Genomic DNA, 24,233 nt, shown 5'->3' on the forward strand with positions numbered 1-24,233 from the left:
GTTAGCACCGCAAGGTTTTCAAGGGGCACATGTGCGCTGCCGTTGATATTTACCATGATCAATTTTTTAAATGGAAAATAATCATGGCCATACAAATGACCATTAACGCCAGAGATGATGCCCAGATCCTTGACAATCCGGGCTATGGTGTTCCTATCAAGATTTTCACCACAGATATCGACGCGGATGCCATTGAGCAGCTTAAGAAAGTAGCGCGATTGCAGTTTATTCATTCGCATGTGGCAGTAATGCCGGATGTTCACTTAGGGATTGGTGCCACAGTCGGCAGTGTAATCCCCACCAAAAATGCCATTATTCCTGCGGCCGTTGGTGTGGATATTGGTTGCGGCATGAATGCAGTGCGGCTTGGCTTAAATGCCAGCCAATTGCCGGATGACTTGCGCCGTATCCGCAGTGATATTGAACGCAAGGTGCCTGTCGGTTTTGCCCTGCACAAACAGGTCAAGGCCAAGGCCTCAACCCTTAGCCCGCTGGACAAACGCCTGAATACTATTATTGCCAAGCATCCGGGCCTGAAACGCATGCTGAAAAATTTTGACCAAACCTGGCAAAAACAGCTCGGCACTTTGGGTGGTGGCAACCACTTTATTGAACTGTGTGTGGATGAGCAGGCTCAGGTCTGGGTTATGTTGCATTCCGGCAGCCGTGGACTTGGTAATTGCATTGGCACCTACTTTATTGAACTGGCCAAAAAGGAAGCCCAGCATCGCTTTGGTCATGTACCTGATAAGGACTTGTCGTATTTTGCAGAAGGCTCTGCCAGTTTTGATGACTATGTCGAAGCCGTGCACTGGGCACAGGATTATGCTTATGAAAACCGCCGTGAAATGATGCAGCTGGTTTTAGAAGCCATCCGTCCCCATTTTCCACCGTTTCAGTTATCCAAGGAAGCAGTGAACTGTCATCATAATTATGTCCAGCAGGAGCAGCATTTTGGTGAAAATGTCTTTGTGACCCGCAAAGGCGCTATTCGCGCAGCAACAGATGAACTGGGTATTATTCCCGGATCAATGGGCACAAAATCCTACATTGTGCGTGGCAAGGGTAATCCTGAATCGTTTTGTTCCTGCTCGCATGGCGCAGGCCGTAAAATGAGCCGAAGCAAGGCCAAGCGCTTGTTTACCCCTGATGACCTGAGCCTGCAAACTCAAGGTATTGAATGCCGTAAGGATGGTGGCGTAGTCGATGAGATTCCCGCAGCCTACAAGGACATTGATCAGGTAATGGCTAACCAGACCGATCTGGTTGAAGTGGTTCATACCTTAAAACAGGTTTTATGTGTGAAAGGTTAAAGACTTAACATTTGTCAGGAGCAAACCATGAAAGTTAAAAAAATGCCAGCGTTTCAGGAACGCAATCATCTGGCGCTGCATCCACTCCTGCATAAAAGTGGCGTGCATCACAAGCAGGATGTCGATGTAGCCAGAATGCGTGAGCGCCGCGCCACCAAGCAACGTCTTAAGAAGAATTTATGGGAGGATTCTTAAATGAATCAAGTTATTTTTATACTTAACCCCTTCAACAAAAAAGCTGCAGTGATTGCGGCTTTTTTTATAGATTCACAGCTCAATCATACTTGGCAATTTTTAGTTGGCAGGCACCTGATCAGCCGGAACAATTACCGTGCGGCTACCCTTAATTACCGCATAAACACGGCGGTTTAAGGCACGGCCATTTGGGGTGGCATTGGTTGCAATCGGGCTATCCCAAGCAAAACCCTGTGTGGTCAAGCGGCTAGAATTGATACCAAATACATTTAGTAGCATGCTTTTTACTGCATTAGCACGTGCCAGCGCCAGACGCTTATTTAACTGACGGGAACCGGTATTGTCAGTATGGCCTTCAATTGTGGCTGAGGCGTTAGGATACTCCTGCAACTTGGTCGCAACCTTGGCCACTTCAGGCTTGTACTGCGCCTTGATCACCGACTTGTTGGTATCAAAGAAAATCCGCAATTCCATGCGTAAGTCTTCGGTCAACTCTTTTGGCGGTAAAGGTGCTGGTACTGGAGTTGGTGCAGGCACTACAACAGGTGACGGTGGAGCAACTGACTCAACCGGAGCAACGGGTACTGCTGGTTTTAAGTGACCACCCAATACCAGATTCAGACCAGCAATTGCCTGTGGTTCCCAGATTTTATTGTCAAAGTTATAAATAGCCCGGCCTTCGTTGCGAATTGATAATGAATCACTCACACGCCAGAAACCCCCCAGCCCTACATTACCAATCGTGTCTGTAGATTCAGTGCCTACATTGCCCGCAATGTCATCGCTTTCATACTTGGCCTGACCGCCACCCAGCATCACATAAGGCTTAATTTTGCTGCCATAGTTTTTAGTGATCAAATCAGAGGTCACATAAAAATTACCCAGCAGGTTTTTCTGCTTGGCATCTTAGGTATCAGTGGTCAGGCTGTAGTACCGTTTTTCAATTTAGCATCAGCACGGGTTTCACCGTATTCCACTTCAAAACCAAGCCATGGTGTGAGTTCCAGGCCAATTGCTGCACTGGTATACACATCATTATCCAGTTGGTAGCCTGTGCTGGCCTGATTCACATTAAACTGTTCAGTACGTTCACGCTTCTTTGCATTATCGGGATATCAGGTATAACCCAGAATCAGCGGGCTCACCGTAACACCTGCTGTAGCCGCAGTAAAAGGAATAGCCATTAACATCGCCAGCACAGCACGACTTAATTGCATCAATCTCTCCAGAGTTGTAAGAATTTATTAACAACGCGAAGGATAGTTGAAGCTAATTATAAACAAAATAGGTAACAAAATATTTTTACCCAATAGCGTATAAGTGTCGCAAACAATGAATTTAAATAACCATGCGGTACTAAACATGTATTTTTTCGCTAACACTAATTCATAATATTTTTATAGCTAAAAACAAATTTTATTTAAAAATTTCAGGCAAAAAAATAGCCGCACAGGGCGACTATTTTTTAATCAACTACTTGCAATACGTGAGAATTACTGAGTAGTAGCAGTAGTAGATGGTGCAGTGGTTGGAACCTGATCAGCAGGTACAGTCACAGTGCGGCTACCAGTGATTACTGCATAAACACGACGGTTCATTGCACGACCTTCTTTGGTGTTGTTCGGTGCAATTGGGCGATCCCATGCATAACCTTGGGTAGTCAGGCGGCTGCCATCGATACCGTACTGGCTAACCAGCATAGATTTCACAGAATTAGCACGTGCAACAGACAGACGCTCGTTCAGTTTACGTGGACCAGTGTTGTCAGTATGACCTTCAATCATTGCAGTTGCATTTGGATACTCTTGCAGTTTCTGAGCAACTTTGGCAACTTCTGGCTTGTACTGTTCTTTGATATTAGACTTGTTGGTATCAAAGAATACACGAAGTTCCATTTTCAGGTCTTCGGTCAGTTGTTGTGGCTCAGGAGTTGGCTCAGGAGTTGGCTCAACAACTGGTGGTGGTGGTGGTGCAACTGGCTCAACCGGAGCAACTGGAGCAGCAGGCTTCAGGTGACCGCCCAGAACCACTTGCAGGGCAGCAATACCCTGGCCTTCCCACCAGTTATTGTCAAAGTTGTGCGTTGCACGAGCTTCAGTACGCAGGGTCAGTGCATCGTTCAATTGCCACAGCACACCGGCACCCAGGTTACCAATGGTGTCGTAAGAACGGTAGTCATAACCAGGGTTGTCTACAGTAATACGGCTGTAACCACCACCGATCAGGCCATAAGGCTTAATTTTGCTGTCGTAGTTACCAGTAAACACATCGGTAGTTGCAATCAGGTTACCGCTTAAAGTTTCATGCTTGGCATCGTAAGGAACGCCAGGATAGAAACCTGTGGTATTTGCAAACGGACCAGTTTTTGGACCAGTGTTATCTTCATTATGCTGAGCATCAGCTTTGGTTTGCTGGTATTCAACTTCAGCTTGCAACCATGGAGTCAGTTCCAGACCAATGGCAGCACCAACTGACAAGTCATCAGTCAGAGCAACGCCATTTGGCTTAAAGCCGCCACCACCACGGTTTAAAAGCGCCTCATCACGCATTTTGTCCTGAGTATCTTCAGGATACCAGTGGTAGCCCAGCATTAACGGAGTTACGGTTACACCTGCATTTGCGGCAGCAAATGGGGCTGCAACCAAGAGCGCGAGCGCAATACGAGTCAGTTTCATGGATTCCTCCAGATGTTTAAAAAATTTGTTGTTCAGTGTTTAGCCTACTTGGTTTTTCGGCCCACTGGAATAGTTAAATAACTATTTTTCCAGCATTTTTAAGTCTTCATGCTACACTAAGATTACTTCATTACCCAGTACCCGATTTCCAGGTGTGTTCCGAAGTAACTCCATAGAGCGAAGTATTGATAAAAATTTTTACATCTTCCGTTGCAGTTTAGTAAGTTTCACGTTGCAGAGTCAATACTTTGTATTCTTTAAAGAAATTGTTGAGCTTTTTTTATCAGACAGAATAGTCTATACTTAAATAAACCAAATAAATGATCTATTTCAATAAGATAATTTTTATTTGACATCTAATAATATCTGTTTGAGAAAACATAAAATGCATTTTTCAAAAAAATTAACCGGTTTTACACTGGTTGAACTGGTTACAGTGATAGCAGTTATTTCTATTCTTGTTATGATTTCAGCACCTTTTTTTAGTTCTTTGTTAAGAAGTTCTGAATCAAACCAAGTATTTAATCGTTTTTACCCTGCCCTCAGTGATGCACGCATTCAGGCAGCAACCCTGCATTATGCAGTGGGAGTATGTGGTAGTAGTAACCACCTCAATTGTGATAATGATTGGAACAAAGGCGCTTTGCTGTTTATTGACCAGAACCAGAATCGGGCTCTAGAGAATACTGAAACTATCCTGAATTATTATCCGACCAATATTAAATACGGCCAGATTAGCTGGCGCGGTGCAGGTAGCAACAACTCACAGGTTTTGCTATATACCGCTGAGCGTGGTCGCCTGGACATGAGTAATGGTAGTTTCCGTTATTGTGCTGAGGAAAATTACTGGCACCGCATGATTATTTTACCCAAAATTGGCAGCCCAAGACGTTCAAATGACAGTAATGGCGATGGTATCGATGAAACAGCCAGTGGTGTCAATATCACCTGTTAAATCAGCCACATGACTTTAATTTCTTGTTTTATCACCGTGGCTACCTATATTTTTTGTATACTATGCCCATTTTATATGGGTGCACCTATTTTCCTTTTTATTTGGGGTGCGCATGCTAGGAGTGGAATATGTCTGAATCAGTTGTGATTGTTAATGGCGCACGCACCGCAATGGGCGGCTTTCAGGGTTCACTGGCCAGTGTAACTGCACCAGAGCTGGGTGCAGTGGCTATTCGTGAAGCAGTACAACGTGCTGGCTTGCAACCTACTGATATTGAAGAAGTCATTATGGGATGTGTATTACCTGGTGGCTTAAAGCAGGGTCCTGCACGTCAGGCCATGCGTCAGGCTGGTTTACCAGACAATACCGGCGCAGTTACCATCAATAAACTGTGTGGCTCTGGCATGAAAGCCGTAATGCAGGCCACTGACATGATCAAGGCTGGTAGTGCCAATGTTGTGGTGGCTGGTGGCATGGAATCCATGACCAATGCACCTTATGTACTGGCAAAAGCCCGTGGCGGCTTCCGTATGGGTCATGGCGAAATTAAGGATCATATGTTCCTTGATGGCCTGGAAGATGCTGAAACTGGTCGCTTAATGGGTTCCTTTGCGCAGGATATGGCCAACAAAATGAGCTATACCCGTGAGCAAATGGATGACTTTGCCATTCGTTCATTAAAGCGGGCACAAACTGCCATCACTGAAGGTTACTTCAAGGATGAGATTGTACCTGTGCCGGTAAAAACCCGTAAAGGTGAAGAAACTGTTGCTCAGGATGAACAACCGCTCAACGCCAAGCTGGACAAGATTCCAGGTTTAAAGCCAGCGTTTGCCAAAGACGGTACAATTACCGCAGCCAATGCCAGTTCCATTTCTGATGGAGCCTCAGCACTGGTACTGACCTCTGAATCCAATGCGCAGGCTAAAGGTTTACAGCCCTTGGCTCGCATTGTTGCAACATCCAGCAATTCGCAACATCCTAGCGAATTTACCATTGCACCAGTTGGCGCAATTCAAAAGGTGCTGGATAAAGCTGGCTGGAAGGCTGAAGATGTTGACCTGTGGGAAATCAATGAGGCATTTGCCATGGTAACTATGGCTGCCATTGACAAGTACAATCTGGATGCTGAAAAAGTTAATATTCATGGCGGTGCCTGTGCGCTGGGCCATCCAGTAGGCTCTACTGGTTCGCGTATTATTTTGAGCCTGATTCATGCGCTAAAACGTACTGGCGGCAAAAAAGGTATTGCAGCCCTGTGCATTGGTGGTGGTGAAGCAACTGCTGTTGCCATTGAATTGATATAAGTTTTTCTTGTAAATTACAAAATTTACTATTCAGAAATAGGCAGGTTTAGACCTGCCTATTCTTTTTTATTATTTTAAATAAGCAATTGTAAGTAAAAATCAGATTTGTAGGATTAAAAAAATGAAACGATCCGTTTTAAACCTTTTAGTGGGCAGTTTAATTGTAGCCGTTGCAGGTAGCGGATTTTATTACTATCAGCATGGTTTTAAATCAAAAGTTCGCATTACATCAGCAAGTTCCAGTTCATCAGCTGATGCTTCTATGGTTACTGGCCATGCATTAAAGCCTCAGCCGTATGTGCTAATAAAAGACTCTATTAAAACCCTTGCCAAGAGTAAGCAGTTCAGTGATTTTATTAAAACTGATCAGCTTTTACAGCAACACTTAAATCAACTGTCATTAGCGCAGCGCTATGAAGTAATGGAAAGCTTTCTGCAGGCAGTCAATCAGCATATTTCGCTGGTAGATGGAGAAAAACGGGAATTAAGCCGTCATAATGATTTTCTGCTAGATATTACGCCAGAAGAATATGAGCCACCCTTGCTGGCTAAAAGATTGCTTACTGTTTTGCAGCCTGAACAAAAGATATGGTTTAGTCAGGCAATAAACTATGATTTTGACATACTGGACATTGGTGAAGGGTTTTACGTCATTCGATTAAATCCTAACTATATCGTAAAGCGCTTTGCCCCTGCCTTAATGCAAGCGGATCAGGTTTTTGTTAAAGCCATTGCGCAGCAAAATCAGCAGCAGTTTTATTATGATGCAACAATTGACATCTCTTGGCAGGAATTAGGCGAACGAGCTACGTTTTGGGAAAACTATGCCCAACAATATCCTGATGCTTATTTTGTAAAAGATGCAAAAGTGTTGGCAAGTTATTATCTTTATTATTTGATACATGGCATGGGTGGTTCAACAGCAGTTGAATATTTTGATGAGCAGGAAAACAAACCTGTAATTGAAAGTGAAGCCGAGCAAGCGTTTATGTTGATTAAGACTAAATATCCCAATTCAAATGTTAGCCAAAAAATAAGACAATTCGAAAATTCAGTATTAAATGACCAAAAAATTATCGAACCTGTGGAGCCAACGGAACGCAGCATACTTATGGGTCAGTTATAGTAGTTATTAACTTAAACTTTTCCTAGTTTCTTTAAAACTTCAGCCACTGCGACCATGCCAAACGTCGCAGTGACAGCTACAGCAGAGCCATAACCACCACAACGCAGGCCAGCACTACTATTAACTACAGTTTCACAAGCGGCTGTATTGCTAAACGGATTATCAATTGAATAAATACAGGTAATGCCAAACTTGTCCTTGGGCTTTTTGCAAATTCCCTTGTTGCGCAGTTCGCTACGGATTTTGGCCAGCATTGGGTCTTGCTCGGTTTTGGATAAATCTGCTACTCGAATTTTTAAGGGATCAAGCTTGCCACCTGCCCCGCCCGACACAATTAATGGAATTTTGTTAAAGCGGCAATGCAGAATCAAGGCAATCTTGGCTTTTACATCATCAATGCAATCTAAAATAATATCCGGCTGATACTGCTCAACCAGTGTTTTTACATTGTCTGGCGTAAGGAAATCATCAACTAAATTTAAACGAATGCGTGGATTGATACTTCTGGCGCGTGCTGCCATGACATCAATCTTGCCATGGCCGAAGGTTTCAGTGAGCGCCGGCAGTTGCCGATTGACATTGGACGCTACTAGCACATCCATATCAATCAGCGTTAATGTACCTACCCCACTACGTGCCAGTGCCTCAACAGCCCAAGAACCCACACCGCCAATACCAATTACCATGATATGGGCCTGCTCAAACTGGCTAAATGCCTGTTCGCCATAAACTTTGGCAGCTCCAGCAAAGCGGCGCTCATACTCGTCGCTGTCAGTAGTAAGTTGCATGGAAAAAGGATTAGATGGCAGTGACATGCGGATAAGACCAGTCCAGATTAAGAGCATCACAGGTATTTTGCCAAATTTGCCGGGCTAGTGCTTGTTTTTCTTGCTGAAGATAACTGGCAAGGCTATCCAGTACAAATGGCAAATTGGCTGGTGTGTTGCGGGTACGATGCTCATGCGACTGCTGGCAGCATAGCGGTGTCATATCCGGGCAATCGGTTTCCAGTACCAGATGATCTGCGCCAACGGTCTCAATAACCTGATGCAACCGCTTGGCATTCGGATTGGTCACTTGTCCGGTCACACCAAGTTTAAATCCCATCTGTATAAATGCTTTTGCTTCCTGTATTCCGCCACCAAACGCATGAGCAATACCACCCTGCTTAAAGCGATGCTTTTTTAGAATATTCAGCGTTTCTGCATGTGCACGACGAATATGCAATAGCACTGGTAAATTGTACTGGTGTGCCAGTTCCAGTTGTGCTGAAAAAAATTTCTGTTGCCGCGCAAACACTTTGGCTTGTTTCATGTCCTTGGTAAAGGTATCCAGTCCAATTTCACCAATGGCTACCACCTGCTGGCTTTTAAGTAATTGCTCAAGTTGCAACAAATGTTCAGTTGTATGCTGATCGATATAAAAAGGATGCAAACCGGGCGCCAGCAAAGCTTGTGGATGCTCTGCTGCCTGATTGATTTGCTGCTGCACTTGCACCAATGTATCAAAACGCTCTGCCAGAAAGCCAATCAGCACTAATGCTTGCACGCCACACTGCCTGGCAAGCTTTGCCAATACCAGCCGGTCATGGTCAAACTCTGGCACATCAAAATGTGTATGCGTGTCAATTAGTGGTAGCGGAAGCATTTTGCTCAGCAGCAGCTTGTGGTTGTTGCAGTAACTGCTTTTGCAATTGCAGGGGTGGCGTCAGGTATTCTGGCTTGATAATCCCGGTTAACTGGGCATAAGGAATGGTGAATTCCGGCATGCCTACTGCATAAGGGCCAATTTCATACTGGCCATATGAAAACACCAGGCCTTCACTGCTAAAGGTGAAATTATCGGTCAGCTTAAACGGCCAGTCCTGTTCATATTTTGCCAAGTCAGCAGAGAGATCATTTTGCTTCACCCAGTCTGCATATTGCTGATGCACCAGTTCATACAATTTAGGTTGTTGCTCAGCCAGCATCATATCGGCCAATTTAAGCTGTTTTTTCTGCTTTAAATCCAGAGTGTAATAGTTATCTAGTGCACTGCCATGTGCGCCGCCTGTATAAAACGCTGCACTTAGTTTAAACAGCGCAATATTGCCTTTTTCACCCAAAAATTCAGAAGTAACCTGCATGGTGTAAGGCACCGGGGTACCACGCGCGATGCTGTCCTGTTTGGCCGCCTGTACAAAACGGTCTACATTGGCTTGCAAGGTGGTTAGTTTGGCAGGTTGTTCACTAAGCTGCACATTGGATAATTCAAGGATTTTCTGATCCAGAAACTGGTTAATCCACGGCTTGCCAGTTTCCAGACGCTGAATATCAACCTGTGGGCAGCCTTCGCCCTCACAGGCAGGTAACACATAATTTGCCTTCATAGTCTTGGCATTTAGCTGATCCGTAGCAGCCTGTGCTGCTGTCGTTGCAGGGGCGGGTGTTTTAACCTGTTCAGCAGTTTCATTATGTTTTTGACAGGCCGTGATGCCAAGCAAGCTACTACAGGCCAGCATGGTACTCAGTACAATTTTATTCATAAGATCAATGCAGGTTGTTTAAAAAACTGTTTTGATTTTAAAGCTAAATTTAATAGGTTTGATGAGTAGTGCTAAGGTGATTTTATGGTTAATCTGTAATTCATGAAGACTTTTCATCACAATCAGTACACGGCGTTGCGCTTCCTGTCCCGTTTTGTGGTTTAACTTCTGGTTTTGGGAATTCCTTGTCCCGGTGCAGGCTACGCGGCATCAATAACGCCATTAAAGCCACTGCCGATAATTTGACAACTGACTTTAATGGAAAGTGCTGCTGATTGCTCCGGGCAGATTTAGTGCTCACGGGTTGATCTGAACTCAATGTCTGGCCAGCGCTCCTGCATGATTTGCAGATTTACCCGGCTAGGTGCCAAATAAGTCAGGTGACCCCCCCCATCCAGTGACAGTTGATCATGCGCTTTTTTCTTGAATTCATTTAAGGTTTTCTCATCATTACAGTGAATCCAGCGCACAGTATTGACGCTAATTGGTTCATAGACGCAATCCACTTTGTATTCTTCTTTTAAACGATAGGCCACCACATCAAACTGTAACACCCCCACTGCCCCCAGAATCAGGTCATTGCTGATTTGTGGCATAAAGACCTGCGTTGCCCCTTCTTCTGATAATTCCTTTAAGCCTTTTTGCAATTGCTTGGATTTTAAGGGATCTTTTAAGCGAACACGGCGGAACATTTCCGGAGCAAAGTGTGGAATCCCGGTAAAGTGCAAATTCTCGCCATTGGTAAAGGTATCGCCAATCTGAATGGTGCCGTGGTTATGCAGGCCAATAATATCACCGGGCCATGCTTCTTCCAGATGCTCACGCTCACCAGCCAGAAAAGTCAGTGCATCACTGATCCGTACTTCCTTGCCCAGCCGCACATGGTTCATTTTCAGGCCTTTTTCATACTTGCCGGAACAAATACGCATAAAGGCAACCCGGTCACGATGCTTGGGGTCCATGTTGGCCTGAATCTTAAACACAAAACCGCTAAATCCTGCTTCGGTAGCATCCACCTGACGCTCTTTGGCAGGATGAGCTTTAGGAGCTGGTGCCCAGTCTACAAAGGCATTTAAAACCTGATCAACACCAAAATTGCCCAGCGCTGTACCAAACAGCACAGGTGTTTGTTTCCCTGTTAAAAACTGCTGCTGATCAAAATCCTCATGCGCCATCTGTGCTAGCTCAAGGGATTCTTCAAAGGCCTGAAACGCCAGCACACCCACTTTTTCACGGATATCCGGGTAATCATAACCCTCACGGACTTCAAGCTCGACAATGCGGGAACCTTGCCCATGCTGATATAAATAGGTTTTGTTTTGGCCCAGATGATAAACACCGGCAAAGTCCTTACCAGTGCCAATCGGCCAGGTCACCGGTACACAACGAATCTTTAGCACACTTTCAATTTCGTCCAGCAGCTCAAGTGGATCGCGAATTTCACGGTCCATTTTATTAACAAAGGAAATGATGGGCGTATCACGCATGCGGCATACTTCCATTAGCTTGATGGTGCGCTCCTCAACGCCCTTGGCACCATCGATCACCATCAGGGCAGAATCCACTGCAGTGAGTGTGCGATAGGTATCTTCGGAAAAGTCTTCGTGTCCCGGTGTATCCAGCAAATTAATAATATGATCTTTATAGGGAAATTGCATAACCGAAGTCGTGATGGAAATGCCACGCTCTTTTTCCATTTCCATCCAGTCAGAGGTCGCTGCACGGTCAGACTTGCGACTTTTAACAGTTCCTGCCACCTGAATGGCCTTGCCCCACAGCAGCAACTTTTCAGTCATGGTGGTTTTACCGGCATCCGGGTGACTAATAATCGCAAAGGTTCTGCGCTGCGCAACTTGCTGCGCCAGCTCTTGAGCAAAATCAGTCATAACCACCAATCCAACAGACCAAAAAAATGAGGCGCGAATTATACCATGTGAGCGAGGAAATAACGAAGCACCGCTTCGTCCGAGCGCAAGATGAGAGCTTTGCTTGAGTGGCGCAGATAAAGCAGGCAGTAACCTGAATACTTTTCCAACCCTATGGTGCGATTACACCAGTGAAATGCTAAATGCCTATTTAAAGTCAAAAGGCTATGCTGATTTTAATGTTGTCACTGCTTTTAAGCTGCGCGGTAGCCGTAAATGCCACGTCTGGCTCACCGATGATCATATCGTGATTGATATCACTGCTGACCAGTTTGGCAAGCGCAAATATCCTAAAGTCCTGATTTGCCAGCCCAGTGACTATTTGCTTAAACATCAATACAGAAAAATTTTTAGCATTGAAAATATTACCCATAAGCATCATGATCCGGTTCAGCAGAAGCATCACATTTATCAGGCGATTAACGAGTTACTGGAAGGCCAAGCGTTTTAATTGCATATAGGACCGCCCTATGTCAGGCATCCGTTTTAATACCTAATTAATAACTTTCTGCATTATTATTTATTTTGACAAGCCATATTGTCAAAACAATGCCAGTAGCCTACTATGCAGTGAATCTATTTTTCTTCTCTCAGGTAACTCGTATGCTAAAAACACAAAAAGTACATATTGTTCAGGATTTTGATTTTCCGGTTGCCAAGCTATTTGCTGCGCTCAGTGAACATGAAAACCTGCGCCAGATTTTTGCACCCATGAATATCGAGCGTATCCAAAACGGTAAAGATAGCCGCAATGGCGTGGGTTCAGCCCGTAAGATGTCTTTACCACTGGCACCATCCTTTGTTGAAACCACCCTGGTCTATCGTGAAAACGAATTGATTGAATATGCCATTACCAAAGGCATTGCACCCATTAAAAATCACTATGGCATTATGAAGTTTATTGATTTGGGCAATCGCTCACGTCTGGACTACACCATTGAATTTAAAGGCCGACTGCCCCTGCTTGGCCCAATTGTTAAGGCCAGTCTGCAAAGTGGCATTAAAAAGGGTTTAAAAAAGCTCAAAGTTTAAAATACTCTTGCTGGTCTAAAAACTGACTGCTGGTTAAAGCAAGAAATCCCAGCCAACAAAAAAAGCGGCCCATTGCTTGAGCCGCTTTTTTCATGTGTCACCCAAAGGCTTAAATACGTGAAGGCCTAGGTACGCGGACGTTTTACCGGCCAGCTCATTTTAAAGCGTGCCCCACCCAAATCCGGGCTTTGATCCACACTAATATGTCCGCCAAACCAGAATGCAATTCTGGACACAATGGAAAGCCCCAAGCCATAGCCACCCGCAGAACCCGCAGCACGTGTCCGGCTGTCATCCAGACGGGAAAATGGCTCAAAGATTTTTTCACGATCTTTTTCTGGAATACCCGGGCCATCATCTTCCACACAGATATAAGCCTTACCGTTTTCTACGCCGCCGCTAATGCGGATCTTGCGATTGGCATAACGCATGGCATTACCTGCCAGATTTTGCATTACCCGGTGCAGATACAGTTTTTCTGCCGAAACCAGCAGTTCATGATCCGGTTCTAACGTGAGTACCTGTGGCTCAAGCCCCAGATTGCGCGTTTCTTCAGCAACCTGACGTACCAGCTTATACAAAGCTACTTCTTCAAAATTCAGGGATGGCGTGCCTTGCTCCAGCTTGGCATAGGTGAGAATTTCATCAATCAGGGTATTGAGAGCCTCAATATCCTTGTCAATCATCAGTTGCTGTTCCAGACGACTTTCATAATCATCAGTGTCGGCCAGCATTTCCACCCCAAAACGCACCCGCGCCACCGGAGTACGCAGCTCATGCGATACTGCCCGGGTCAATTCGCGCTGGGCTTCAATCAGGCGCTTGATATGCTCGGCCATGCCATTAAAGCTCAATGCCAGCGTATCAATTTCATCCTCACCATCCACCTGAACACGTGCGTCCAGATTACCGGTACGTACCTGATTCAAGCCATTGCGCACCAGCCGGATTTTACGCTCCAGCGGCAAGATCAGTGAATATACGCCAAGGCTAATTAGCAGCAAACCAATGAGGGTAACACTGGCAAACAAATGAAAAGGCAACCAGTTAAACATGGGAATTGGTCCCATCACCAGCACTTCGTTGCCATTGCCAGTAGGGCTCACCACCGAAATATTGGCACCAGTAGAAGAAGCACCATCACGCAGCAACATAATCACTTCTTTACGGCGAATGCGGGATAACTGATCAATATCCAGTCCCAGTTTGCTCACTGGCTGAATCGAAATCGGATAGGGAAAATGCTGACGAATTTCCTTTAGGCGTTTTTGTTCCTGACCCGGGTAATACACCAGATCATCCAGCATAAAAACTGCCATGGCTTTAATTTGCTGTTCACCTGCCTTGTCAACCCGGGTGGCCAGTAGCAAATTTTCATTGGGAACTTTGGTATAAATGTCTGCCTGAATTTTATCACTGTTATAACGAACCACGGATTTCTCGTGTTCCAGCAATTCCTGTTCGCGCCGGCTAAATTCAATGGAATCGTTAGGCACCAGCTTAAGCGGTAGATTCAGCAGGATACTGGCATCATCCAGCCAGTTTTGTCGGGTTTGCGCAGAGGTCTGGCGGGCAATACCCTGAGTAATAATATAAAATACACCGGCAGCCATCTCTTCGCGATAAGCCTGCGCACGCTTATAATTCACACCTTGTACCAGCAGGTAGGCAATGAGCGCGACTACCACACATAATAAGACAAGACTTGCGTAAATACGAAAAAATATACTATGCCGCAATCTTAAACCTCATTATTTTCAACGCCAGCTACAGGAGAGCGTGTATTTTAAAAATCGACATATTCTAAGGCAAATTTTGTGAAACACAATTTAAAGTGACAAAAAACACACTGTTCGCTGAATAAACAGGTCAAACAGTGTGCTTTTGCATTTAAGTTATAACTATTATTGGTGTAGGGCGTTCTGAAAATCACAACCCGTTGGTCGACTCTTTAACAAACAGGTAGCCTTTACTGCGTACAGTTTTGATGCGTTTTGGGTTTTCCGGGTCATCGCCAATTTTTGGACGGATACGGGAAATACGCACATCAATGGAACGATCCTGGCCATCATATTCAATCCCACGCAGACGCTCAAAAATGTCTTCACGCGACAGGATACGGCCAGCATTGGATGCCAGTAACCACAACAGATCATATTCAGCACTGGTAAAATCAACCAGCTCGCCAGACAGCGTCACTGAGCGGCCACCGTTATCAATTACCAGATCATCAAACGCAAGACGCTGAGCAACTTCTTCGTCAACCACTTTATCGGTACGGCGCAGCAAAGCACGAATACGGGCTAGCAGCACACGTGGCTGTACAGGTTTTGGAACATAATCATCCGCACCCATTTCAAGTCCCAGTACCTGATCCATATCTTCAGTACGGGCAGTCAGCATCAGGATCGGATGGTGATAATGCGGACGAACTTCGCGGCAAACGGTTAAGCCATCTGCACCTGGCAGCATTACGTCCAGCACCACCATATCTGGTTGCTCGGCAATAATACGGCGAATGGCACGGTTACCATCCGTTTCAACACCAACTTCCAGGCCATTTCTGATCAGGTAATCCTGGGTTAATGTTGCCAGACGTTCGTCATCCTCAACAATTAAAATCCTTGGCAATTTCTCTTCTTGCGTCATCTGTTTTTCCCCGAAATAAGCTGAGTATCCGTTAAAAATAAAGTAGATACGGTCTAATTACCTTGCGCCAATATACACCGTTTACATTGTAAACAATATGCCATTCACCAAACTGCTACAGCAAGCCCCGGAATTGATGCAAATTTGTTACATCAGTTATCCGTCTGGCTAAAAATACTTCCCCCAGTTACATTTTGGATTTTTTAATTGTGCTTTTGGTAAATATTATGTTGATTCTCAAATGTATATGTTTTGGTCTTCTGTAAGAAGGTTATCGCTATTCGTCTTGCCTATCGGTTGTCCACAACTTATCAACAAAGTTATCCCTCTAGTTATCCGCAAACTTATCCACAATTGTTTCTTTTATAACCAACATAACATAACGATAACTCACCCAAAATCACTTAAGATCAGATTGCCAATCAGGAAAAAATCCCTTATCTTGTGCCTATCAAATTAAATCAACACAATTAGTAGTGTTTTGCATAAAATCTGGGCATTTATTGAAATGACTGTTTTTTATGTAAATGCACTGACCTTTAGGGAGAAAAGCAGTCATGAATGCGCCAATTGGACAAGCCTCAGTAGTCCCCGGACAATTACGGGTCATCAAGCGTAATGGTGGCGTGCTTCCTTATGATGCCGACAAAATTGCCGTGGCTATTAGCAAGGCTTTTCTGGCGGTGGAAGGCCAGCAGGGTGCCAATTCAAGCCGTATCCATGATCGCGTCACCCAGCTGACAGAAATGGTTGAAAATACCTTCAAGCGTCGTTTACCGTCTGGTGGCACCATCCACATTGAAGAAATTCAGGATCAGGTTGAGCTGGCCCTGATGCGTACTGGCGAGCATAAAGTGGCTCGTGCCTATGTGATTTACCGTGAAAAACAAGCCACTTTGCGCCAGCAGGATGATGCAAATCATCACCCTACCCTGCAAATTTTAGGCACTGACGGGCAGTTAAAGCCATTAGATTTAAGCCTGCTGCAACACACGGTGGAAAAAGCCGCAGCTGGGCTGGAAGGGATTGATGTAGAGGCCATCATTGATGAAACTGTACGCAACCTTTATAACGGCGTAAATGAAGCGGACATCTCCACCACCATGATGATGGCAACCCGCACCCGCATTGAGCAAGAACCCAATTACACCTATGTCACCGCACGTCTGCTACGTGATGACCTGCTTAAAGAAGGCCTGGAATTCCTCGGCCTGCCGCTGGATACCACCGAGAATGAAGCGCTGCAAGCCTTTTTGGAAAAAGGTGTTGTACTGGAATTGCTGGATCCACAACTGCTGACCTTTGACCTTGAAAAGCTCAAGGCAGCGATTATGCCAGAGCGCAGCAACCAGTTTACCTATCTGGGTCTGCAAACCCTGTATGACCGCTATTTCATTCACAGTGAAGGCATCCGCTTTGAGCTGCCACAACTGTTCTTCATGCGTGTTTCCATGGGTCTTGCCTTAAATGAAGATGACCGCGAAGCACGGGCCATTGAGTTTTATAACCTGTTGTCCAGCTTTGACTACATGGCATCCACGCCTACCCTGTTTAACTCCGGCACGTTGCGTTCACAGCTTTCAAGCTGCTACCTGACTACAGTACCCGATGACCTGCATGGTATTTATGGCGCGATTCAGGACAATGCCATGTTGTCCAAATGGGCAGGTGGTCTGGGCAATGACTGGACACCCGTGCGTGCCTTGAATTCTTCCATTAAAGGAACCAACGGCAAATCACAGGGTGTTGTTCCTTTCCTAAAAGTTGTGAATGACACAGCTGTTGCGGTAAACCAAGGTGGCAAGCGTAAAGGTGCGGTTTGTGCGTATTTAGAAAGCTGGCATCTGGACGTTGAAGAATTTCTGGAACTGCGTAAAAACACCGGGGATGACCGTCGCCGTACCCATGACATGAACACGGCCAACTGGGTACCTGACCTGTTTATGCAGCGCGTGATTGAAGATGGCGAATGGACACTGTTCAGCCCGTCCGATGTTCCAGAGTTGCATGACCTGACCGGCCTTGCCTTTAAAGAAAAATATGAGGCCTATGAGCAACTGACCCGTGACGGCAAACTCAAGCTATTCAAGCGTGTGCGTGCGCAGGATTTATGGCGCAAAATGCTGTCCATGCTGTTCGAAACTGGTCATCCGTGGATTACCTTTAAGGATGTGTGCAACCTGCGCTCTCCTCAGCAGCATGTGGGCGTGGTGCATTCCTCTAACCTGTGTACCGAAATTACCCTGAATACCAGCAAGGATGAAATTGCGGTATGTAATCTGGGTTCAATCAATCTGGTCAAGCATGTTAAAGATGGCGTACTGGACAGTGACAAGCTGAAGGCTACAGTAAAAACTGCGGTACGCATGCTGGACAACGTGATTGACATCAACTATTACGCCGTGCCACAAGCCAAAGCATCCAACCTGAAGCACCGTCCAGTGGGCATGGGTATCATGGGCTTTCAGGATGCCCTGTATGAGCTGAATATTGCCTATGGTTCAGCTGAAGCGGTAGAGTTTGCTGACCGCTCTATGGAAGTGATTAGCTATCATGCGATTTATACCTCCAGCGAACTGGCAGTTGAGCGTGGCAGCTATAGCACGTTTAAGGGTTCGTTATGGGATCAGGGTATTCTGCCAATTGACTCGCTGGACATTGTGGCCAAGTCACGCCCTGAACGCATGTTTGATGTAGATCGCAGCCAAACTCTGGACTGGGATACCTTGCGTCAAAAAGTGCAAAAAGATGGTATGCGCAATTCTAACGTAATGGCTATTGCCCCAACGGCGACCATTTCCAATATCTGTGGTGTAGCGCAATCAATTGAGCCTACTTTCCAGAACCTGTATGTGAAATCCAACCTGTCCGGTGAATTTACCGTAATCAACCCTTATCTGGTGCGTGCTTTAAAAGAGCGTAACCTGTGGGATGTAGTCATGGTGAATGACCTGAAACATTATGAAGGTTCAGTACAGAAAATTGCCCGTATTCCGGATGATCTTAAAGCGCTGTTTGCCACCGCGTTTGAAGTAGAACCGCGCTGGATTGTAGATGCAGCCAGCCGTCGCCAGAAATGGATTGATCAGGCACAGTCATTGAACCTGTACATTGCAGGTGCAAATGGCAAGAAACTGGACATCACCTACAAAATGGCATGGTTACGTGGCCTAAAAACCACTTACTACCTGCGTGCGCTGGGTGCAACCTCGGCTGAAAAATCTACCATCAATACTGGTGCGCTCAATGCGGTAAAAGCTGCCCCTGCTGCCCCGGTAGTAGAAACTGCGCCAGTGGTGGAAGATGATGCGTTTGCCAATGCGGCGCCCGTACCATTGGCGTGCAGTATTGACAATCCAGACTGTGAAGCGTGCCAGTAATGGCACCTTCCCCTGTAAATATTGGCTATGATCTGGGTCTGGGTGCCCTGATCGCCATGTTTATCGTGTTTTATGCGCCGATGGTCTATATTTTTATGGCCATGTTCAGGTCACAAAAGGATAAACCGGCACCAGACGATCTTGCGGGAAGTGATTAATTAGTAATTTAAAATTGAGAAAGGGAGCCACTGCGCTAACAGTACTCCCTTAATTCAAAAGGTACCGAGGCAACCTTTTGAGCGTTGGCTTTAGTGAAAAAGCGCGTCCATTTTGGACTAGTTTTGTACCAGCGTCAATTCTGCCTTACTTTTACTTTATAGTTTAATGTTAGGAGAAGTTAAGATGAGTAAGCCACAAGATCGAATGGTTTATAAACGTGGAGATGTTTGGGTTAACAAACGTAATGATTCAGGGCGAGCTTCAAGTGTGCATTCTACTCAGAAGGAGGCACAACAAGCAGCCAAGAAAATGTTAGGTAATTAAGGAGGTGGTGAGTTAATCACTAAAGGAGTAGATCAACGTATCAGAAGCAAAGATACTATCACTCCCGGAAATGATCCCTTTCCTCCAAAAGATACAGAACATTAATTGTTAATTCTATTCAGAGAAGAATATTTCTTCTCTGAATTTTATGTCTTCTTGTCTTGCTGGTATCAGTTAAGAAAATTAAATGATATTAAATTGGGAGACACAATATGTCCATTCTAAGCTGGGATGATTTTGAAGATGATGCGAAGAACGCTCCAGTCGCAAACAAGCCTGCGCCAGTCAAAGCGCCGCAAACGGATTCTGCATCGCTGGTATCTGCTGCACCAGCAGCAAAAGCGCCAGTGGCTGCTGCTCAATCCGTTAGCCCAGCACCAGCTCAGCCTGTTGCCGGCAGTGCTGTGGAAAGAGCCACAGAATCCCTAGCCCATCTGGATGTTGCACCCGGTCTTGAAGAACTGGAAATGGGTGCAGGTCGCGTACAGGTGGATGACAAGGCCATGATCAACTGCCGCGCCGACTTAAACCAGCTCGTGCCGTTCAAGTATGAATGGGCATGGCAGAAATATCTGGATGGTTGTGCCAACCACTGGATGCCACAGGAAGTCAACATGACTGCCGATATTGCGCTGTGGAAGTCTGAGAACGGCCTGACTGAAGACGAACGCCTGATTGTGATGCGCTCACTGGGTTTCTTCTCTACTGCAGATTCTCTGGTGGCCAATAATCTGGTGCTGGCACTGTACCGCCACATTACCAACCCGGAATGCCGTCAGTACATTTTGCGTCAGGCCTTTGAAGAAGCGATTCATACCCATGCTTACCAGTACTGCATCCAATCATTGGGCATGGATGAAGGCGAAGTCTTTAATATGTACCGCGAAGTGCCCAGCGTTGCACGTAAAGCCGCTTGGGGACTGAAATATACCCAAAGCCTCGGTGATCCTACCTTCAAGACCGGTACACCCGAAGACGACCAGACCCTGCTACGTAACCTGATTGCATTTTACTGCGTGCTGGAAGGGATTTTCTTCTACTGTGGCTTTACCCAGATTTTGTCGATGGGTCGCCGCAACAAGATGACCGGGGTTGCCGAGCAGTTCCAGTATATTTTACGTGATGAATCCATGCATCTGAACTTTGGTATTGACATGATCAACCAGATCAAGATTGAAAACCCGCACCTATGGAGCAAAGAGTTCCAGCAAGAAGTGATTCAAATGATTTTGGAAGGTGCGATGCTGGAAATCGAATATGCGCGTGACACGATGCCACGTGGTGTACTGGGCATGAATGCCGCGATGATGGAAGAATACCTGAAGTTTATTGCTAACCGTCGCCTGTCCCAGTTGGGCTTGCCAGAGCAATATGTTGGCGTGACCAATCCATTCTCGTGGATGTCTGAGATGATGGACTTGCGTAAAGAGAAGAACTTCTTTGAAACACGCGTGACAGATTATCAGACTGGTGGTGCGTTAAGCTGGTAATTTTTACTACTGTTACGCTAAATATAAATAATTGATACTTCGCTAGCCTTATGAAGCTTGTGAGTTAATTCACGAGCTTCAAATCATAAATAAAATATAGCGAATTGGAATCAAGATTAACAAAGGGGAAAATAATGTTTAATCGTGGCTCTGAATGGGGACGTTGGGATTTACATGTGCATACTAAAGGTACAGCTAAGAATGATCAGTTTGGTAATATTACTTTTGACGAATACTGTATCGAGCTTTTTAGAAGAGCAATCCAAAATAATATCAGAGCTATCGGTATAACTGATTACTTTAGTATCGATAATTTTAAGAAGGTTTTGTATTTCCAAAAAGAAATTAACAATCGAACCGAATTTAGCTCCGAAGAAAAACTATTAATTTCTAAGATTTTTATTCTCCCTAATGTTGAATTACGCACTACACCAAGTACTAATGAAGGGTCTGCTATTAATTTTCATCTTATAATAGATCCTACAGCAATTGATGAATATGAACAGCGTTTTACTGACCATCTAATATTTACAGCATCAGGATCTGAAAAATATAAACTTAGTCGTTATGATTTAGCCAAACTCGGTAGGAATGTTACAGGAGATGCAACCTTAGAGGAAGAAGTTGCAATAAGAAAAGGGATTTCTTCTTTCGTATTAAATCCTTCGGATATTATTAATGCCTTTAATGAATATCCTTCCTTCCGTGATCACTGCATTGTGGCTGTAGCTAATTCAAATACTGATGGAGCTTCAGCATTTCAGGGACACGAAAGATTTCTATATAACCAAGAAGGTGCAACACTTAAAGTTCTGAGAGAATCACTTTATAAAGTATCGGATGCGATTTTTTCTGCTATAGATACAGATTTCTTTTTAGGGAAAAAAGCGACCGATCAAGCTGCTCATATTCGGCTTTATGGAAGTTTCAAACCTTGTATTCATGGCAGTGATGCTCATAGTTTAGATAAACTTTTTAGTCCAAAAGGAAATAGATATTGTTGGATTAAAGCAGAGCCGACTTTCGAAGGTTTAAAACAAATTTTACATGAACCAGAAAGTCGCGTTTACATAGGCCCAATTAAACCCGAGCTTAAAAATGATTATGAGGTCATTGACCACATCACCTTAAAGAGTGACGATGTCTTCAACGAAGTTATTTATTTCAACCCAAACCTAACATCCATTATTGGTGGCCGCTCTTCAGGAAAATCAACTTTACTTCAGTGTCTTGCAAAAAAGCTTCAGCCTACGGCGTTAGATGGTGATCCTAGCCATATCAATGGGTTGTGCCAAAATCTTAAAATCATTTGGAAAGATGGAAAAGAAGATGATTCACGTCAAATAGAGTATTTTTATCAAGGTCATATGTATAATAAGTCAAAAGATGAAGGTATTGAAGAAATCGTTCATAAACTTTTATTACAACAGAAACCTGATTTGTTTGATGTATTCGAACGAGAAAAATCTGCCTCAAAACTTAAGATTGCTGGAGAACTATCTACTTATTTTTCAACAAAAGAACAAATTGAGCAGAAAAAAAATTCCCTGCTTTCTATGGGAAAAATAGAAGATATAAATGCTCAAATCCAAGCTTTATCTGAACAAATAAATACATACCAGACAGGAGATATTACTGAACAAGAATTGAAAAATCATGATTTACAAAAAAAAGGAATAGCATCTATCAAGAGTGAAGTAGAACAGATTGATAGCTTAATCGGCTACTTAGAGAAAATACAAATCAATGAGTTTGTGACTATTCACAATCCTTTTATTGATTTTCGTGCTTACCCAATAATTTCGAAAAATGTTGAACAATCAATAAGTGCCATTAGAAATTTTGCCGTAGCTCAATTAAAAGCATTAGCTGAAGAAGCGCATATGCTTTTACTGCAAAAGCGATCAAACGCAGTTAAGGCATGTGAAGAAGTTCAGTCTGATGCTCAATTTATTAAGGTTTCGCAGTTTTTATCTCACTCTGAAAACTTAAAGCCGATTTTGGAGCAGAAACAACTAGAAGAGGCAAAAGCTAAACGTATAGCTCAAATGCAAGATGAAATAGCCCATTTAGAGCAATCAAATACGGTTCTCCTTACGTCAGTTCGTAATGAATGGACGTCTATACTTGACTCATATGACAATGTGATCAAAGAAATGGATTCCCTTAATGTCAATCAAGACTTAATAATTACCTCAAGCAAAGTATTTGAAGTTGACTCCTATCAGACTTGGATTAAAGGAAACATTAACCAGCAAGGTGAAAAGCCTCAAAACTACACAAATAGAGTAGTCACCTCAGGCCAGGAGCTTTTAAGCCTCTTTGATGAGATAACGCAAAGTATAGCTGATACGTCAATCAAACTTAAACAGGGCGCTACTTTAGAAAAACTCACAAAAGAGTTCTTTGATAATGCTTGGTTTAAATTTAAACACGATGTTATTTATGATGGCGACAATTACAAAGCAATGTCTCAAGGAAAAAAAGCCTTTGTGGTTCTTAAAATGACACTTGAGTGTAGTGATAGTAAATGTCCAATTATCATTGATCAGCCTGAGGATGATCTCGATAATAGAGCTATATTTGCTGAACTTGTAAAATACCTAAAAGAGAAGAAAACTCAACGCCAAATCATTTTGGTAACGCATAATGCGAATGTGGTTGTAAATGCTGATAGTGAGTTAGTCATTGTTGCTAATCAACACGGTTCTCATAGTCCTAACAATCACGATAAAAAGTTCCAATATAAATATGGAAGTATTGAATGTTTATTAAGAGATAAGGATACTAATGCATCTACTTTAGATAAAAAAAGAATCAAAGACCATATCTGTGAAATACTAGAAGGTGGTAATAAAGCATTTAAACTTAGAGAAAGAAAATATAATATCGCTTAGTTTAAGCTAAAGGTATAATTCATCATCATCAGCAGCATTTCAAAGTAAAGGTTGAGAAATTCTTTTAAAATAATATTGTTCAGAAAATGAAAGCTAGTATCCTAGCTGAAGAGATGCCTGTAATTAGCGAGCTTTTTATAGACTATATTTTCAACTGTATTAGTTCCGATCTGATCGGACAAAGATCTTGAAAAAGAGAAAGTTACCCGTTTAGATAAAGGTGTCGAATCTTAATCAAACAAAGGTAACTTTCTGATGTTGTATACTACCAATCAAATCATC

20 protein-coding genes and 1 pseudogene are annotated in these 24,233 nt (G+C 44.0%); 12 read left to right on the forward strand and 9 right to left on the reverse strand.

Going from position 1 to position 24,233, the window contains the following annotated elements; genetic code table 11:
• Window positions 1-83 precede the first annotated feature (83 nt).
• Both E2B99_RS02805 and E2B99_RS14550 read left to right on the forward strand, forming a co-directional pair.
• Window positions 84-1,313 (forward strand): RtcB family protein, encoded by a 1,230-nt coding sequence (locus E2B99_RS02805; protein ID WP_134243464.1) that lies wholly within the window; start codon window positions 84-86, stop codon window positions 1,311-1,313.
• Window positions 1,314-1,340: 27 nt separating this feature from the next.
• Window positions 1,341-1,508 (forward strand): hypothetical protein, encoded by a 168-nt coding sequence (locus E2B99_RS14550; protein WP_166738972.1) that lies wholly within the window; start codon window positions 1,341-1,343, stop codon window positions 1,506-1,508.
• A gap of 99 nt (window positions 1,509-1,607) precedes the next feature.
• Here E2B99_RS14550 and omp38 (E2B99_RS02810) read toward each other — a convergent pair.
• Both omp38 (E2B99_RS02810) and omp38 (E2B99_RS02815) read right to left on the reverse strand, forming a co-directional pair.
• Window positions 1,608-2,725 (reverse strand): annotated as a pseudogene (omp38, locus tag E2B99_RS02810) (outer membrane protein Omp38).
• Between the two features lie 276 nt (window positions 2,726-3,001).
• Complete coding sequence (gene omp38 / locus E2B99_RS02815; protein WP_134243465.1) at window positions 3,002-4,183, reverse strand: outer membrane protein Omp38; 1,182 nt, start codon at window positions 4,181-4,183, stop codon at window positions 3,002-3,004.
• Window positions 4,184-4,568: 385 nt separating this feature from the next.
• Here omp38 (E2B99_RS02815) and E2B99_RS02820 point away from each other — a divergent pair, with 385 nt between their 5' ends.
• The 3 genes from E2B99_RS02820 to E2B99_RS02830 all read left to right on the forward strand — a co-directional run bounded on the left by E2B99_RS02820 (window position 4,569) and on the right by E2B99_RS02830 (window position 7,571).
• Window positions 4,569-5,138 (forward strand): GspH/FimT family pseudopilin, encoded by a 570-nt coding sequence (locus tag E2B99_RS02820; protein WP_134243485.1) that lies wholly within the window; start codon window positions 4,569-4,571, stop codon window positions 5,136-5,138.
• A gap of 128 nt (window positions 5,139-5,266) precedes the next feature.
• Complete coding sequence (locus tag E2B99_RS02825) at window positions 5,267-6,445, forward strand: thiolase family protein (protein WP_134243466.1); 1,179 nt, start codon at window positions 5,267-5,269, stop codon at window positions 6,443-6,445.
• 121 nt (window positions 6,446-6,566) lie between these two features.
• Window positions 6,567-7,571 carry a hypothetical protein gene (locus E2B99_RS02830; RefSeq protein ID WP_134243467.1) on the forward strand — a complete coding sequence of 335 codons (1,005 nt, stop codon included), beginning with the start codon at window positions 6,567-6,569 and terminating at the stop codon, window positions 7,569-7,571.
• An 11-nt stretch (window positions 7,572-7,582) separates the two neighbouring features.
• Here the strand turns inward: E2B99_RS02830 and E2B99_RS02835 are convergent, their stop codons facing one another.
• The 5 genes from E2B99_RS02835 to E2B99_RS02855 all read right to left on the reverse strand — a co-directional run bounded on the left by E2B99_RS02835 (window position 7,583) and on the right by E2B99_RS02855 (window position 11,981).
• The gene (locus tag E2B99_RS02835; RefSeq protein WP_240687702.1) at window positions 7,583-8,386 is read right to left on the reverse strand and encodes a tRNA threonylcarbamoyladenosine dehydratase; all 804 of its coding nucleotides are present in this window, start codon (window positions 8,384-8,386) and stop codon (window positions 7,583-7,585) included.
• The gene (locus E2B99_RS02840; protein ID WP_134243468.1) at window positions 8,370-9,218 is read right to left on the reverse strand and encodes a TatD family hydrolase; all 849 of its coding nucleotides are present in this window, start codon (window positions 9,216-9,218) and stop codon (window positions 8,370-8,372) included. The genes E2B99_RS02835 and E2B99_RS02840 overlap by 17 nt, the downstream gene beginning before the upstream one ends.
• A complete protein-coding gene (locus E2B99_RS02845) occupies window positions 9,196-10,095 on the reverse strand; it encodes an RsiV family protein (protein WP_134243469.1) in 900 nt (299 codons plus the stop codon). Before E2B99_RS02845 ends, E2B99_RS02840 begins: the two co-directional genes overlap by 23 nt.
• Before the next feature lie 100 nt (window positions 10,096-10,195).
• The gene (locus E2B99_RS02850; protein WP_134243470.1) at window positions 10,196-10,396 is read right to left on the reverse strand and encodes a hypothetical protein; all 201 of its coding nucleotides are present in this window, start codon (window positions 10,394-10,396) and stop codon (window positions 10,196-10,198) included.
• A complete protein-coding gene (locus E2B99_RS02855) occupies window positions 10,386-11,981 on the reverse strand; it encodes a peptide chain release factor 3 (protein WP_134243471.1) in 1,596 nt (531 codons plus the stop codon). The genes E2B99_RS02850 and E2B99_RS02855 overlap by 11 nt, the downstream gene beginning before the upstream one ends.
• A gap of 103 nt (window positions 11,982-12,084) precedes the next feature.
• Here E2B99_RS02855 and E2B99_RS02860 point away from each other — a divergent pair, with 103 nt between their 5' ends.
• A complete protein-coding gene (locus E2B99_RS02860; RefSeq protein ID WP_134243472.1) occupies window positions 12,085-12,471 on the forward strand; it encodes a hypothetical protein in 387 nt (128 codons plus the stop codon).
• A gap of 152 nt (window positions 12,472-12,623) precedes the next feature.
• Complete coding sequence (locus E2B99_RS02865) at window positions 12,624-13,052, forward strand: SRPBCC family protein (RefSeq protein WP_134243473.1); 429 nt, start codon at window positions 12,624-12,626, stop codon at window positions 13,050-13,052.
• A gap of 125 nt (window positions 13,053-13,177) precedes the next feature.
• On the opposite strand, the gene E2B99_RS02870 is transcribed toward E2B99_RS02865, so the two are convergent.
• On the reverse strand, window positions 13,178-14,701 hold the full coding sequence (locus E2B99_RS02870; protein WP_276320927.1) for an ATP-binding protein: 1,524 nt from the start codon (window positions 14,699-14,701) through the stop codon (window positions 13,178-13,180).
• 280 nt (window positions 14,702-14,981) lie between these two features.
• A complete protein-coding gene (locus E2B99_RS02875) occupies window positions 14,982-15,701 on the reverse strand; it encodes a response regulator (protein WP_134243475.1) in 720 nt (239 codons plus the stop codon).
• Window positions 15,702-16,258: 557 nt separating this feature from the next.
• On the opposite strand from E2B99_RS02875, the gene E2B99_RS02880 reads away from it, so the two are divergent.
• The 5 genes from E2B99_RS02880 to E2B99_RS02895 all read left to right on the forward strand — a co-directional run bounded on the left by E2B99_RS02880 (window position 16,259) and on the right by E2B99_RS02895 (window position 23,951).
• Window positions 16,259-19,081, forward strand: coding sequence for a ribonucleoside-diphosphate reductase subunit alpha (locus E2B99_RS02880; RefSeq protein WP_134243476.1), 2,823 nt, complete (start codon window positions 16,259-16,261; stop codon window positions 19,079-19,081).
• Window positions 19,081-19,239, forward strand: coding sequence for a hypothetical protein (locus E2B99_RS14555; protein WP_166738973.1), 159 nt, complete (start codon window positions 19,081-19,083; stop codon window positions 19,237-19,239). The genes E2B99_RS02880 and E2B99_RS14555 overlap by 1 nt, the downstream gene beginning before the upstream one ends.
• Window positions 19,240-19,423: 184 nt before the next feature.
• Entirely contained in the window at window positions 19,424-19,564 is a 141-nt protein-coding gene (locus E2B99_RS14815; protein WP_240687703.1) for a DUF2188 domain-containing protein, read from the forward strand.
• Window positions 19,565-19,776: 212 nt separating this feature from the next.
• Window positions 19,777-21,054, forward strand: coding sequence for a ribonucleotide-diphosphate reductase subunit beta (locus E2B99_RS02890; protein ID WP_134243477.1), 1,278 nt, complete (start codon window positions 19,777-19,779; stop codon window positions 21,052-21,054).
• A 134-nt stretch (window positions 21,055-21,188) separates the two neighbouring features.
• Window positions 21,189-23,951 (forward strand): TrlF family AAA-like ATPase, encoded by a 2,763-nt coding sequence (locus tag E2B99_RS02895; protein WP_134243478.1) that lies wholly within the window; start codon window positions 21,189-21,191, stop codon window positions 23,949-23,951.
• Window positions 23,952-24,233: the final 282 nt, after the last annotated feature.

It is taken from the genome of Alkanindiges illinoisensis (genome assembly GCF_004377485.1).
Lineage (GTDB): Bacteria > Pseudomonadota > Gammaproteobacteria > Pseudomonadales > Moraxellaceae > Alkanindiges > Alkanindiges illinoisensis_A.

Excerpts from the sequence above, each read along its gene's own strand:
- E2B99_RS02830 (WP_134243467.1), top strand. The coding sequence starts at position 6,567 with ATGAAACGATCCGTTTTAAACCTTTTAGTGGGCAGTTTAATTGTAGCC.
- E2B99_RS02875 (WP_134243475.1), bottom strand. The coding sequence starts at position 15,701 with ATGACGCAAGAAGAGAAATTGCCAAGGATTTTAATTGTTGAGGATGAC.
- E2B99_RS14815 (WP_240687703.1), top strand. The coding sequence starts at position 19,424 with ATGAGTAAGCCACAAGATCGAATGGTTTATAAACGTGGAGATGTTTGG.
- E2B99_RS02845 (WP_134243469.1), bottom strand. The coding sequence starts at position 10,095 with ATGAATAAAATTGTACTGAGTACCATGCTGGCCTGTAGTAGCTTGCTT.
- E2B99_RS02890 (WP_134243477.1), top strand. The coding sequence starts at position 19,777 with ATGTCCATTCTAAGCTGGGATGATTTTGAAGATGATGCGAAGAACGCT.
- E2B99_RS14550 (WP_166738972.1), top strand. The coding sequence starts at position 1,341 with ATGAAAGTTAAAAAAATGCCAGCGTTTCAGGAACGCAATCATCTGGCG.
- E2B99_RS02805 (WP_134243464.1), top strand. The coding sequence starts at position 84 with ATGGCCATACAAATGACCATTAACGCCAGAGATGATGCCCAGATCCTT.
- E2B99_RS02825 (WP_134243466.1), top strand. The coding sequence starts at position 5,267 with ATGTCTGAATCAGTTGTGATTGTTAATGGCGCACGCACCGCAATGGGC.
- omp38 (WP_134243465.1), bottom strand. The coding sequence starts at position 4,183 with ATGAAACTGACTCGTATTGCGCTCGCGCTCTTGGTTGCAGCCCCATTT.
- E2B99_RS02865 (WP_134243473.1), top strand. The coding sequence starts at position 12,624 with ATGCTAAAAACACAAAAAGTACATATTGTTCAGGATTTTGATTTTCCG.
- E2B99_RS02895 (WP_134243478.1), top strand. The coding sequence starts at position 21,189 with ATGTTTAATCGTGGCTCTGAATGGGGACGTTGGGATTTACATGTGCAT.
- E2B99_RS02835 (WP_240687702.1), bottom strand. The coding sequence starts at position 8,386 with ATGTCACTGCCATCTAATCCTTTTTCCATGCAACTTACTACTGACAGC.
- E2B99_RS02840 (WP_134243468.1), bottom strand. The coding sequence starts at position 9,218 with ATGCTTCCGCTACCACTAATTGACACGCATACACATTTTGATGTGCCA.
- E2B99_RS14555 (WP_166738973.1), top strand. The coding sequence starts at position 19,081 with ATGGCACCTTCCCCTGTAAATATTGGCTATGATCTGGGTCTGGGTGCC.
- E2B99_RS02855 (WP_134243471.1), bottom strand. The coding sequence starts at position 11,981 with ATGACTGATTTTGCTCAAGAGCTGGCGCAGCAAGTTGCGCAGCGCAGA.
- E2B99_RS02880 (WP_134243476.1), top strand. The coding sequence starts at position 16,259 with ATGAATGCGCCAATTGGACAAGCCTCAGTAGTCCCCGGACAATTACGG.
- E2B99_RS02820 (WP_134243485.1), top strand. The coding sequence starts at position 4,569 with ATGCATTTTTCAAAAAAATTAACCGGTTTTACACTGGTTGAACTGGTT.